This window comes from Massilia scottii (assembly GCF_030846495.1).
In the GTDB taxonomy this organism is placed as follows: domain Bacteria; phylum Pseudomonadota; class Gammaproteobacteria; order Burkholderiales; family Burkholderiaceae_D; genus Telluria_A; species Telluria_A violaceinigra.
Genome location: NZ_JAVCWM010000014.1, coordinates 64,488 through 77,441 on the forward strand (window position 1 = coordinate 64,488; position 12,954 = coordinate 77,441).

Below are 12,954 nucleotides of genomic sequence, written 5' to 3' on the forward strand. Positions count from 1 at the left end.
GTCGAGATGCTACTACTCGTTCGACCCTGAGAGCTAACTGACTTTCTGGTTAGTAATTATAATACTGCAAGTTTTATTTGCAAATGACTTTCGCGTCATTAATACTTCATGCCCGTCGATCACTACGAGAACTTCCCCGTCGCCTCTGTTTTGCTGCCCCGGCGGCTGGTGCCGGCCGTGGAAGCCATATATGCATTCGCCCGCACCGCTGACGACATCGCCGACGAAGGCGACGCGACCGGACCCGAGCGGCTGGCCGCGCTGACCGCTTACGAGGCCGCGCTGGACGCCATCGGCCGCGGCGAAAATCAGAGCGAACCGTTGTTCCAGCGCCTCGCCGGCGTGATCGCGCAGTACAAATTGCCGCTGCAACCGTTCCAGGACTTGCTGTCGGCCTTCAAGCAGGATGTCGGCACCACGCGCTACCCCAGCTTCGAGCTGCTGCTCGACTATTGCCGCCGCTCGGCCAATCCGGTCGGTTTCCTGATGCTGTCGCTGTACGGTGCCGTGGACGAGGCCAACGTGCGCGATTCGGACGCCATCTGCTCGGCGCTGCAGCTAATCAACTTCCTGCAAGACGTCGGCATCGACCGCCAAAAAGACCGCATCTACCTGCCCATGGAGGATCTGCAGCGCTTCGGCGTGGCCCCGGCCCAGCTCGACCAGTCGCGCACCGACGGCAACTGGCGCGCCCTGATGGCCTTCGAGGTGGCCCGTGCGCGGGCGCTGATGATGTCGGGCGCGCCGCTGGCGCTGCGTTTGCCGGGCCGCATCGGCTGGGAATTGCGGCTGGTGGTCCAGGGCGGCTTGCGCATCCTGGAAGAAATCGAGAAGGTCGGCTACGACGTCTTCGGCCAGCGCCCGCAGATCAAAACGCTGGACTGGCTGGTGATTGTGTGGCGCGCAATACGCATGTAAGCCGGCATGTAACCCGGCATCAAACGCGGCTCCAACGCGGCTCCAACGCGGCAATGACCCGCTGTCGCGCTGCCTGACGACGAAAAAACCCGCGCCGCCCCCCTCGACTGGCACTCATCGGCTATAGAATAGCGGCTTCGCTTCGCGCACCCTTGCATTTTTGACCATGTCCCCTGACGAATACTGCCAACAAAAGACCGTCCAGAGCGGCTCGAGCTTTTATTACAGCTTCCTGTTCCTGCCCCCGGAGCGGCGCCGCGCCATCACCGCGCTGTACGCCTTCTGCCGCGAGGTGGACGACACGGTGGACGAATGCACCGACCAGTCGATCGCGCGCATCAAGCTGGCCTGGTGGCGCAACGAGCTCTCCAGCATGTACGCCGGCGCGCCCACCCACCCGGTGACGCAAGCCTTGCAGCCGCACCTGGCGGTCTACAACCTGCAGGAAACGCACATGCAAGCCATCGTCGACGGCATGGAAATGGATCTGGACCAGACCCGCTACCTCGATTACCCGGCCATGAAACGCTACTGCTGGCACGTGGCCAGCGTGGTCGGCATTTTGTCGGCGAGCATTTTCGGCGTGACCAATCCCAAGACGCTGGAGTATGCGGAGCAGCTGGGCCTGGCGTTCCAGCTGACCAATATCATCCGCGACGTGGGCGAAGACGCGCGCAAGGGCCGCATTTACCTGCCTGTCAACGAACTGCAACAGTTCGGCGTCACCGCGGCCGACCTGCTCAACGCGCGCCACAGCGACAAGTTCGAGAACCTGATGCGCTTCCAGACCGAACGCGCGCAAAAGGTCTACGACGAAGCCTTCGCCCTGCTGCCCAAGGAAGACCGGCGCGCCCAGCGTCCCGGCCTGATGATGGCGGCCATCTACCGCACCGTGCTCGACGAAATCGAACGCGACAACTTCCACGTGCTCACCCAGCGTATCTCGCTCACGCCGTTGCGCAAACTGTGGCTGGCGTGGAAGACCTACATCCGTGGCTAACGTGGAGATGCGCGCCGCCGTCATCGGCGCCGGCTGGGCCGGCTGCAGCGCGGCCGTCGAACTGGCCCGCGCCGGCTGCAAGGTCACCCTGTTCGAGGCCGCGCGCACGCTCGGCGGACGGGCGCGCGCGGTCGACGTGCAGGGCCGCCAGCTCGACAACGGCCAGCACATTTTGCTGGGCGCCTACAAGGAATCGCTGCGCCTGATGCGCGCGGTCGGCATCGACCTGCGCGCCGCCATGCTGCACCTGCCGCTGCAGATGCGCTATCCGAAGGAAAGCGGCGGCATGGACTTCGTGGCCCCGCGCCTGCCGGCGCCGCTGCACCTGGCGCTGGCCCTGCTGCGCGCCGATGGCCTGGCCTTTGCCGACAAGATGGCCCTGGCGCGCTTTTCCTCGACCGCGCGCTGGATGGACTGGCGCCTGCACACCGACTGCAGCGTCAGCGAACTGCTTGAACGCTACGACCAGACCGATCGCCTCATCGAACTGATGTGGCGTCCGCTGTGCCTGGCCGCGCTCAACACCGCGCCCGAACGCGCCTCGGCCCAGGTCTTCCTGGCCGTGCTGCGCGACAGCCTGGGCGCCAGCCGCGCCAGTTCCGACATGCTGCTGCCGCGCGTCGACCTGAGCGCCCTGTTCCCGGTGGCCGCGGCGAGCTATGTGGAACGCGCCGGCGGCGCCGTGCGCCTGGGCGCCAAGGTCGGCGCGCTGGCACCCGCTGACGGTAGCGGCGGCTGGCTGCTTGGCGAAGGCGAACGCTTCGACGCCGTCGTCATCGCCACCGCGCCGCCGGCGGCCGCCAGCCTGCTCGAACAGGCCGGCGAGGCCGAACTGGCGGCGAGCCTGCAGCATTTCGAGTACGAACCGATCACCACCTGCTACCTGCAATATGCGGCTGCCACCCGGCTCGACCTGCCCTTCTACGCCCTGCGCGACAATGCCGCCAGCGGCCACTGGGGCCAGTTCGTGTTCGACCGCGGCCAGCTCGACCCCGCGCAGGCCGGCCTGTTCTCGGTGGTCATCAGCGCCTCGGGCGCGGCCTCGGAACTGGGACGCGAGGCGCTGGCCCAGGCCGTCGCCGGCCAGCTGGCCGCCGTGCTGGGACGAACGGAACTGCTTCACCCCGAATGGGTCCAGGTCATCAGCGAGAAACGCGCCACCTTTGCCTGCACGCCGGGCCTGGCACGTCCCGCCAACGCGACCGGACTGGCATCCCTGGCGCTGGCCGGCGACTACACCGCCAGTGACTATCCGGCAACAATCGAGTCCGCCGTGCGCAGCGGCGTGGCTGCCGCGCGCGAGATCCTGTCGGCCAAGGCCACAAAAAAGTGAACGACTGTCCCCCGATTTGGTCGTTTGCGGCGCTGAAAGTGCAGCCTGTCGCATTCCGGTGGAGCTGAACTGTCCGTTTTCGTACAGTAGCACCATCGAAACAGGATTTTTACACGGACAGCACATGAACATCGCACTCGGCCTTCGCGCACTCGCATTACTGGTTTTTGTTGCCGCGACTACCGCCGTCATCGTCATGCCGCACCTGCTCGGCGGCGACACGCAGATTCTCCATTCGGGCGTGGCGCTGAGCCATTCCTGATCCAAAGGCGACCATCATGGGCAAACTCGACTATCTCGACGCGCTGCGGCGCGCCATGGCGGGCATTTCCGCCGACACCCAGGCCAATACGCTGGCTTACTACGAACAGCGCTTCATCGACGGCGTGGCCGCCGGCCGCACCGAGGCTGAGGTGGCCGCCGGGCTCGACGAGCCGACCGCGATCGCCATGAAGCTGCGCGCCAGCGTGCACATGCATTCTTTCGAGCAAAAGAAAAATCCCGCCAACCTGATGCGCCTTCTGGTGTCGGTCGTCGGCCTGGGCATCTTCAACCTGTTCATGGTGGTGCCGGCGCTGGTCTACGCGGCCCTGCTGGCCCTCCTGTACGCGGCCGGGCTGGCCTTTTACGTGGCCGGCATCGCCATTACCGCCAGCGGCCTGGCGGGCGCCAACGAACTGGTGCTCGATGGCCCTTTCCGCGAGCTGATCCTGAGCGACGCGTCCAGCGACGAGCGCAACACGATGGAAGCGAAAGTATCGATCAGCCAGGACGGCGTGCGCTTCTTCCGCGAACACCGGACCGGCGATGTCCCCAAGGATGCCGTGGACGCGGTGCGCGAAGCCGGCGAGGCGGCCGACTCGGCGGACGCGACCAGTGAAGCGGGCGAGGAAGCCGCGCGGGACGGCCCGAAAAAACCCAGCGTGATCCGCCGCGCCGAGGAAGCGGCCAGCGTCGGCGTGCGCATCACCACCAACCTCGAACCCGGTTCGCGCGCCACCCAGACCGTGTTTGGCCTGGGCATCGTACTGGCCGGAATCGTGATCTTCCTGCTGTGCCTGGTCATTACGAAATACACGCTGACCGGCATCCGCCGCTACGCCGAAATGAATGTTTCCCTGCTCAAGGGCAACTAAACGCGGAACCGGAGAAATTTCATGCGATCCCTTATCAAAGTCGGCTTCGGCCTGCTGCTCCTCGCTTTCGTCCTGATCGCCCTGTTCTACGGCATGCTGCGGGCCCAGGGCACGACCCGTCCGGCCAATCCGGAAGGCCGCGTGGTCGCCAGCGAAGCGCGCCATGTGGGCAACGACGTCACCTCGGTCGTGCTCGGCGGCCCGATCGACATGACCCTGCGCCAGGGCGCGGTAGCGTCGCTGACCGTGCGCGGCGAACAGCGCTTGCTGGGCAATATAGGAACCGTGAGCGAAGGCAATACCCTGCACATCGAAACCAAGGGCATGCTGCTGCACCATAAACAGCCGCTGCAAGTGGTGCTGGTGCTGCCGTCCATCGACAGCGTCAGGATCCATGGCAGCGGCGACAGCACCATCAATGGTTTCAGCGGCGACAAGATCACGCTGCAACTGCATGGTTCCGGCGACGTCAAGTTCAATGGCCGCTACCGCGCAGTCGAAGCCGGCCTGCAAGGCAGCGGCGACATCGAGCTCAACGGCGGCAACAGCGACAAGGTCGACGTCAGCGTGGTCGGCTCGGGCAGCATGACGGTGGTGGGCGCGGCCAGGCAGTTCAAGGTGGCGCAGACCGGTTCGGGCGACCTCGACGCCGAGCACCTGAGCGCCGATACCGTCACCGTCGAACTGATGGGTTCGGGCAGCGCGGTTGTCCAGGCCCGCAAAAGCGCCACCGTCAACCTGCGCGGCAGCGGCGACGTGAACGTGCATGGCAATCCGGACGAGCGCAACGTCACGCGCAACGGCTCGGGCGACGTTACGTTCGAGTAAGCGGCCGCTGCGCCAGCCAGGCCAGCGCGCCATGGCCGGCGGCGCGGCCGCTGGCGAAGCAGGCGGTGAGCAGGTAACCGCCGGTGGGCGCTTCCCAGTCCACCATTTCGCCGGCGGCGAACACCCCCGGCAGCGCGCGCAGCATGGCCTGCCCGTCGAGCGCGTCAAAGCGCACCCCGCCGGCGCTGCTGATCGCCTCGTCGATCGGGCGCGTCCGTTTCAAGGTCAGCGGCAGCATTTTCAGGGCCGCCGCCAGGCGCGCCGGGTCGGCGAATTCGTCCGCCGACAGGCATTCGCGCAGCAATCCCGATTTCACCCCCTTGATGCCGAGCCGGCTTTGCAGATGGCTCGACATCGAGCGCGAGCCGCGCGGACGCGCCACGTTGTCCAGCACCCGTTCGGCGCTGAAATCGGGCACCAGGTCGAGCCAGATGGTGGCGCTGCCGCCGGCGGCAATCTGCTCGCGCAGGTCGGCCGACAAGGCGTAGATCAGGCTACCCTCGACACCGGTGGCGGTGATCACGAACTGCCCCTGGCGCTTGTGCAGGCGGCCCTGCGCATCGGTAGCGGTAATGGCCACCGTGGTCAGCGGCGCGCCCGCGTGGCGGCTGCTGAAATGCTCGCTCCAGCCGGTGTCGAAACCGCAGTTCGACGGCACCAGCGGCGCCACCGCGACCGCACGCTCCTCCAGCAGCGGCACCCAGGCGCCATCCGAACCCAGGCGCGCCCAGCTGCCGCCGCCGAGCGCCAGGATGACCGCGTCGGCGACGGCCTCGCGCTCGCCCTCGGGTGTGGCGAAACGCAGCGCGGCGCCATTCCAGCCCAGCCAGCGGTGGCGCATGTGCAGCTGCACGCCCGCCTCGCGCAGGCGGTGCAGCCAGGCGCGCAGCAGCGGCGCGGCCTTCATATCGGTGGGAAACACGCGTCCGGAGGTGCCCACGAACGTGTCGACGCCGAGGCCGTGAATCCAGTCGCGCACCGCTTGCGCGTCGAAGCGCTCCAGCCACGGCGCCACTTGCCCGCTGCGCGCGCCGTAGCGCTGGAGAAAATCGGCGGATGGCTCCGCATGCGTGATATTCATGCCGCCCTTGCCCGCCAGCAGAAACTTGCGCCCCACCGACGGCATCGCATCGTACAGGTCGACCGCCACCCCGCCCTGGCTCAGGACTTCGGCGGCCATCAGGCCGGCCGGGCCGCCGCCGATAACGGCGACGCGGGCTTGGGGAAGTTTTTCAGCAGGCATGACAGACTCGGTGCGGCGGTTGGACGACCCGCATTGTAGTCGACTTCGGCAGGCTGAAAATAGATGTAAAGCTTGCTTGACATGACGATTGTTCATCCCTACCATGTAAAGCATACTTGACTAACGAGGAGACCGAACATGCATGAAAAGATCATTGGCCGGCGCTACCTGCGCGAACTGTTCGGCGCCATCGGCATCTATGCGCTCATCCTGACGGCGGCGATTGTTTACGGGCGGGCGCTGGCCGATGGCCCGCTGCGCACGCTGGTGTTGCTCAGTCCGGTCATCGGCATCGTGCTCGCTGTCTGGGCCATCGTGCGCCACATGCGCCGGGTGGACGAATTCATCCGCCAAAGCACGCTCGAGAATGTGGCGATCGCCGCCGCGCTCACGGCCGCCCTGACGCTGACCTACGGCTTTCTGGAAACGGCCGGCTTTCCGCGCCTGTCGATGTTCGCCGTCTGGCCGCTGATGGGCGCCTGCTGGCTGGTGACGGGCCTGGTGCGCGGGTGCGCTTTTAAATGAACAACACCATCCGCGGCCTGCGCGCGCAGCATGGCTGGAGCCAGGCCCACCTGGCCGACCTGCTCAAGGTATCGCGCCAGACCGTCAACGCCATCGAAACGGGGCGCTACGACCCGAGCCTGCCGCTGGCATTCGCCATTGCCCGGCTGTTCGCCCAACCCCTTGAAACCATTTTCCATCCCGACCAGGAGATTGCATGATCGCTCGCATTGTTTTAGCCCTGATGATGGCGGCCGGCGCGCCCGCCTTCGCCGCCGAACCGGCGCCGCAGCCGGCCAACCGTTTCGCCGCCACCCTCGTTCCCGCCGAACGCTTCGAAGTCGGCGCCATGCAGGTCGAACGGCACGGCAAGCGCGGCCGTCCGCTGATCCTCATTCCCGGCCTGGCCAGCGGTTCCTGGGTGTGGCAGAGTACCGCGCGCCACTTTCTCGGCGACTACACCGTGTATATCGTCACCCTGCCCGGTTTCGACGGCCGCGCGCCGGCGCCGGGCAAGCAGATGGAAGCGGCCCAGCGCGCGCTGGCGCAGCTGATCGAGACGCGCAAGCTGGTCAAGCCGGTGCTGGTCGGACACAGCCTGGGCGGCGTGCTGGCGCTGTCGCTGGCATCGCAGTTGCCCGAGCGCATAGCCGGCGTGGTCAGCATCGATGGCTTGCCGGTGTTCCCGGGTTCCGAAGACCTGCCGCCGCACCAGCGCGATCAGATGGCGCAGTCGCTGGCGCGGCGCATGGCGCCGGCCGACCAGCGCGCATTCGCCGCGCAGCAGCAGGATTACATGCGCGGCACCGGCGTGCTGGACATGGCGCGAGCCGACGAACTGGCCAAGCTCAGTGCGCGCAGCGATCCCGGCGCGGTGCTGCAATACATGGCCGAAACGTTCGCCATGGACCTGCGTTCGCAGTTGCCCGGGATTGGCGCGCCGGTGCTGCTGATCGCGCCGTATTTCGAGCCCGACGCCAGCCAGCACGAGCTGACCGAAGACACCAAGAAGACTTACTACGCCTCGCTGATCGCGACCGCGCCCAAGGCGCAGGTGGTGACGGTATCGCCGGCGCGCCACTTCGCCATGTTCGACCAGCCCGAACGCGTGAACGCCGCCATCCGCAGCTTCCTCGACGCGCTATAGGCACATGGGTTGCGGCGCCGCCACACGCCGCAGCCCTTCGCCCTGCTAGGTTGACGTGCCCGAATACCCGTACCATCAAGCTCTCCCGTCGGTTTCCCAGACCCGCGACCGGCGGCGTCATCAATGGCGCTTGCACCGGTGAATGGCCAATGCTAACTTGGTTCGGGCTGCACCTCTGACAAACGGGCGCGGCCATGTCAACCGGGTTCCGTCGCCGTCTTGTGGCGGAGCATGCTTAGATCGTCTTCGGAGGAGCATCAGCCATGCCATCCAGGATTGCGCCCACGACACTTCCTTTCGGCTTGAGCGAGCCAGGCTCGTCTTCTCCCGACAGCACACAGTCCACACAGAGCACCGAGAATGCGTCGGCCGAGTTGCTGCTCCAACTTGCTTCCGGCGAATGGCTCGGCGATGCGTCCATGGCGTCCAAAGAATCCCGCGCAACGCTGCAGGAGCTGGCCGCCGTGCTACGCGCTGCCGGCCCCGGCGAAGGCGAGCCGCTGCGCGTGGGCGACGCCCTGGTGGCGCTGCGCCGCCTGCCTTTCCTGAGCACGCGCATGGAGGGCGGCGCGCCGGCCTGGAGCGCGGGCATGGCGGCGGCGGAACGCATCGGGCCCGTCACCGACCGGCTGGGCCGGCCGTTCTGGCTCGACCTGTTCCGCCCGGTCCGGCAACTGCGCTTCGTGCGCAGCCGCGGGGGGCCTCCCGTGCTGAGCCTGCCCATCATCCAGGCGCCATGGGCCCTCGGCGGCGCCGTCTTGCGCGCCGGCCAGGCGCTCGAACTGGGCGCGGGCAGTTTCTGGTTCGCAACCAGCCTGTTCGCCGTGGCGCCGCCGAACGTGTACTCCGGGGTGCGCATCGCGCGCGGCAGCCTGCGCTTTTCGGCCGACCTCGCGCTCAGCGACGATGAAGTGCTGTTGCCGCCGGGGGTGGCGTTCGACCTGGCGCTCGACTTCGATGTGTCCGCGGCCGCTGCGCCCGTGCCCGGCAGCGTGCTGGCCGCCACCGGGCGCCGCACGCCCGACGGCCTGGTCATCGGGCTCGGCCCTACCGGCGCCACCATCGCGGTGGTGGGCGACGCCGGACTGGGACTGGGCGCCACCACGCTGACCTTGGCACCGGCCGCCGGCGCGGCCCGCTACCGGCCCGACCTGAACCGGCTGGTGGTGCCGATGACGCCGGACCGCCCCAGTATCACCGTCAACGCCATCGCCTCGACGCTGTTCGCGCCGTCCGGCGCGGCGCCCATCGCGGCGGCCGGCCTGGCGCTGCCGGCGGCGGTAATCGACCCCGCCAACCTGGGCCAGGCCAGCGGCGCCGGCGCGCTGATGCTGGAACTGGAGCGCGGCCTGTCGGCCACCTGGCATGGCGAGCCGCGGCCGGTCGAGCTCGGTCCGGTACTCATCTTGCTGGACGAAACGCGCCTGGCCGTGAGCGGCCAGGCCGCGCGCGCCACCGGACGCGCGCTGCGCCCGCCGCTGGCGCCCTTGTCCACGCCCGCCACCTTGGCGTATGCGCGGATCGACCGCAGCGCCGTGCACTTCGTGACCGGTGCCGACGGCCTGGCGTCGGTGACGCTCACGGCCAGGGTCGACGTGCGCCTGCCCAAACCGGTGGACGTAGCCGGCAACCGGGTTGGCATGACGCTGCCGGCGGCGCAGGTCGTGATCGCCACCACGCTCCTGGGCCAGCGCAGCCTGAGCGTGAGCGGCCTGGCGCTTGCGCCCACGCAGGAACGGGCGATCGCCTTCGCGCTCACCAATGCCGTGATGCGCGCCACGCGCCCGCGCGCCTTTTTCATGATGGGCCGGCTCGAGGGCGAACGCATCGTCGAGGCACTGGCGCTGACCGCCTACGGCATGGGCGGCCTGCTGCCCTCGCTGCCCGATCCGTATGCCGCCAATACACCGCTGGGCACGCCCTTCGCCGCGGCCGGCGGCCAGGGGTTCCTGCTTAGTCAATTCCGCTTCGGCCCCCGCGGCGAAACGCTCGGCTTCGTGCTGCCGCAGTCGGTCAGCGTATCCCCGCCGCTGACCGGACCGGGCGCACCCACCGGCAGCGCGGCGACCGCCGTCTCGAGCACGGTCAACTACGGCGACCTGTTCGATTTCGAGGCGCAGGGCAAGGTCGTGCTGCTCGACGTGTCGTCCAACGCCAGCCGCTTCGGGGTCGCGGTGCGCCCGCCGCGCCGGGAAAACCAGGACAACTTCGGCGGCGCGCCGCTCAAGCCGGTCACGGTGCAGGGCCTCGACCTGTCGCTCGACGGCCGCATGCTGGTGCTGCTCACGCTGCCGGCCGTCCAATGGGAACCGGTGCGCAATGTGCCTGGCCCCGAGCCCTTCCCCGACGAAGTGCGCTTCGCCAACAGCGGCGTGCCGACCACGATCGACGTGCCCAGCGTCGAGCTGGTGCGCATCAATCCGCTCGCGGCGTACGACACGATCCTCGACAACTTCGCCCAGGACAATCCGCGGCCGTCGCGGGCGCGCTTCACGCTGCCGTTCGGGATCGTCGCCCAGGCCCGCCTGCAGCAAGCCTCGCCGGCGGGACGCGGAGCCCAGGTCGGCGAGGTGCGCCCGGCCATCGCCGACTTGCAAGGCGCGCATCAATTGCGCCTCACCGCTGTCGACCCGGCACTGGCGCCCGGCGCCACGCCGGCGCTGCCGGGGTTCATCGCCCAGCTCACGGTCGCCCAGCCGGTCGGCGGCGGCCCGCCGGCCAGCATTCTCGGCACCAGCGCGACGGGGATCGTCAACGGCTATCTCGGCCTCGGCCAGCCCACGGCGCTGGTGCCGGTGACGCACATCGACCTGTCCGGCCATGGCGAGAGCCTGTTCAGCGCCTGGGCCAATCCGGAAGACCCCGAAACCGGGGTCGCCGCGGCCGAATTCCAGGTGCTCAACGGGCGCGCCGCGCACGAGGTGATCCAGGTCAAGAGCATCCTGCTGCCGTATTTCGTGCCGGTGGTGCGCATCATCACGCTCGAACGCAAGGGCAATGCCGTCGTCACGCGCGAGGACAGCGGCTGGGTGGCCGTGGGCGAAGGGCGCTACCGGGCCGCGCCGGGCAGCGGCATCGTGGTCCATCCGGGCGTGGTGCGGCGTGCCACCCGCGTGAGCAATATCCGCGAGACCGGCAGCACCGTGCCCGCGGGCGGCATGGAGTTCGTGGCCGTCTATTTCGACACCGACCTGATCCTCGATGGCGCCGCCGCCCCGGTACCGGCACGCCGCCAGCTCGGCTACGTCAAATTGTCGATCCCGCCGCTGACCGCTCCAGTGTATGCCGCCCTGGTCGCGGCGGCCGGACCGATGGGCGGCGCCCTCGACGCCAGCATCCAGATCGGCGGCGGGCGCCAGCGCATGCGCCTGCATCGGGTCGGGGTCGGCATCGCCGCTCCCGAATTCGCCATGGCGGCCTGGGGCGGCCTGGCCTTTCCGGCCGGCGGCGACTGGTCGGTGCTCGAAGCGGCCAATCCGGTCGACGCCCCGGCCGCCGTCGCCGCCGAGCGCGGCCTGCCGGTGATCCGGCAAGGCGCGGCGGGCGCGCCGGGCGCCGTACCGTTCCCCTACCGCTTCGCCGACCCGGAAGACCTCCTCAACGAGGCCGCGCCGCGCCGCGACTACGGCCTGCTGCACTCGATGGGGACCCAGCGCGCCTTTTTCCGCCGTCCGCGCATCGAGACCGGCGCGCCGCACCGGATCGTGTCGAGCCAGCGCCCCGTCATCGCCGATCCGCTGATCCTGGCCACGTCCACCGGCGCCTTTCCGCGCCAGGCCGACGCCATCCCCTTCCCGGACGCCGCCTTCGCGCTGGAGACGCGCGCCGACGGCAGCTGGGTGCTCGACGCGCCGCCCAGCTTCCCGGCCGGCGTGGCACGCCGCACCATCCGCAGCGCCGGCACCGTGCGCAGCGATCTCGACTACTCGAACGCGACCGTCACCTACACGCTCGACACCGCCGCGCCGGTCGCCTGGCGCTTCGCGCTGGAAGATGCGGCCAAGATCATGGCGCATACCGGCATGGGCGACCTGATGACGGTGGGCTTCGATATCGAGGCGCAAGCGAACCGCATCGCCCGTTTCGTCGAGCCGGCGCTGCTTCTGGGCGGCCCGCTCGATATCGTCGAGGACCTGTTGACGATCCTGAAGGACCTGGGCATTCCGGTGGAGCTGGAAGTGCGCATGAGCAATGAATGGAAACTCACCGTGTCCCTCGACGTGCCGTTCGTCGATGCCGCCGGCGACGACCTCGAGGTCATTCCGGGTGAACCGCTGCCGACCATCATCTTCGCCGATACCGGGGTGAAGGCCGAACTGGTCATCGCGCCCTCGGGCGCCGAGGCCAGCCTGGAATTGCGCGGCGCGCCGATGTTCGCGATCAAGTCGGTGCCCGGCCTGTACGTGGTCGCCAAGATCGAGTTCGTCCTCAAGCTCTCGACCGAAAGCGGCACCACCTTCAGCTTCCTGATCGGCGTGGGCATCGCCTACCACCTCGAGGCCGGACCGTTCAAGCTCGAAGGCTTGTTCGCCATCACTTTCTTCGCCGTGTTCGGCGACAGCGTGCTCGGTTATGGCGTGGGCTTTCTCGTCAAGCTGTCCGCCGAGCTGCCGCCCATCGTCACGATCGAGCTGTCGCTGGAAGGAAAACTGGCGCGCGTGATGGTGCAAAAGGACTTGCCGGACGAGACCGTTTTCCAGATCGGCAAGCTGGTCTTCGCCATCGAAGTCTCCATTTTCCTCGTCTTTAGCATCGAGCTCGAAGTCGAGACGCGCAAGGTGGAAGTGTTGCGCGGCCCGCTGCTCGAGAGCGACGCCCCCGATATCATCTGAAAACAGGAGCCTG

Annotated in this window: 11 protein-coding genes; 10 read left to right on the forward strand and 1 reads right to left on the reverse strand. The window is 68.1% G+C overall.

From position 1 onward, the window contains the following. The first annotated feature begins 108 nt into the window (after nt 1-108). From hpnC to RBA41_RS19990, 6 genes are all read left to right on the forward strand, one after another. Nucleotides 109-918 carry a squalene synthase HpnC gene (hpnC, locus tag RBA41_RS19965; protein ID WP_306626006.1) on the forward strand — a complete coding sequence of 270 codons (810 nt, stop codon included), beginning with the start codon at nt 109-111 and terminating at the stop codon, nt 916-918. Between the two features lie 166 nt (nt 919-1,084). Next, on the forward strand, nt 1,085-1,918 hold the full coding sequence (hpnD, locus tag RBA41_RS19970; protein WP_306626007.1) for a presqualene diphosphate synthase HpnD: 834 nt from the start codon (nt 1,085-1,087) through the stop codon (nt 1,916-1,918). A gap of 7 nt (nt 1,919-1,925) precedes the next feature. After that, nucleotides 1,926-3,251: a hydroxysqualene dehydroxylase HpnE gene (gene hpnE / locus RBA41_RS19975; protein WP_306626104.1), complete on the forward strand. Its 1,326-nt coding sequence runs from the start codon at nt 1,926-1,928 to the stop codon at nt 3,249-3,251. A gap of 124 nt (nt 3,252-3,375) precedes the next feature. Then, the gene (locus tag RBA41_RS19980; protein ID WP_306626008.1) at nt 3,376-3,513 is read left to right on the forward strand and encodes a hypothetical protein; all 138 of its coding nucleotides are present in this window, start codon (nt 3,376-3,378) and stop codon (nt 3,511-3,513) included. A 16-nt stretch (nt 3,514-3,529) separates the two neighbouring features. Then, nucleotides 3,530-4,387 (forward strand): DUF1700 domain-containing protein, encoded by an 858-nt coding sequence (locus tag RBA41_RS19985; RefSeq protein ID WP_306626009.1) that lies wholly within the window; start codon nt 3,530-3,532, stop codon nt 4,385-4,387. A 21-nt stretch (nt 4,388-4,408) separates the two neighbouring features. Next, entirely contained in the window at nt 4,409-5,215 is an 807-nt protein-coding gene (locus tag RBA41_RS19990; RefSeq protein ID WP_306626010.1) for a head GIN domain-containing protein, read from the forward strand. Here RBA41_RS19990 and RBA41_RS19995 read toward each other — a convergent pair. Next, the gene (locus RBA41_RS19995; RefSeq protein WP_306626011.1) at nt 5,202-6,458 is read right to left on the reverse strand and encodes a TIGR03862 family flavoprotein; all 1,257 of its coding nucleotides are present in this window, start codon (nt 6,456-6,458) and stop codon (nt 5,202-5,204) included. The two genes, RBA41_RS19990 and RBA41_RS19995, sit on opposite strands and share 14 nt — an antisense overlap. A gap of 138 nt (nt 6,459-6,596) precedes the next feature. Between RBA41_RS19995 and RBA41_RS20000 the strand changes: the two genes are divergently transcribed. The 4 genes from RBA41_RS20000 to RBA41_RS20015 all read left to right on the forward strand — a co-directional run bounded on the left by RBA41_RS20000 (nt 6,597) and on the right by RBA41_RS20015 (nt 12,941). Continuing rightward, entirely contained in the window at nt 6,597-6,983 is a 387-nt protein-coding gene (locus RBA41_RS20000; RefSeq protein WP_306626012.1) for a hypothetical protein, read from the forward strand. Next, entirely contained in the window at nt 6,980-7,183 is a 204-nt protein-coding gene (locus RBA41_RS20005; protein WP_306626013.1) for a helix-turn-helix transcriptional regulator, read from the forward strand. The genes RBA41_RS20000 and RBA41_RS20005 overlap by 4 nt, the downstream gene beginning before the upstream one ends. Continuing rightward, entirely contained in the window at nt 7,180-8,109 is a 930-nt protein-coding gene (locus RBA41_RS20010; protein ID WP_306626014.1) for an alpha/beta fold hydrolase, read from the forward strand. The genes RBA41_RS20005 and RBA41_RS20010 overlap by 4 nt, the downstream gene beginning before the upstream one ends. A gap of 263 nt (nt 8,110-8,372) precedes the next feature. Next, nucleotides 8,373-12,941 carry a hypothetical protein gene (locus RBA41_RS20015; protein WP_306626015.1) on the forward strand — a complete coding sequence of 1,523 codons (4,569 nt, stop codon included), beginning with the start codon at nt 8,373-8,375 and terminating at the stop codon, nt 12,939-12,941. Nucleotides 12,942-12,954 lie beyond the last annotated feature (13 nt).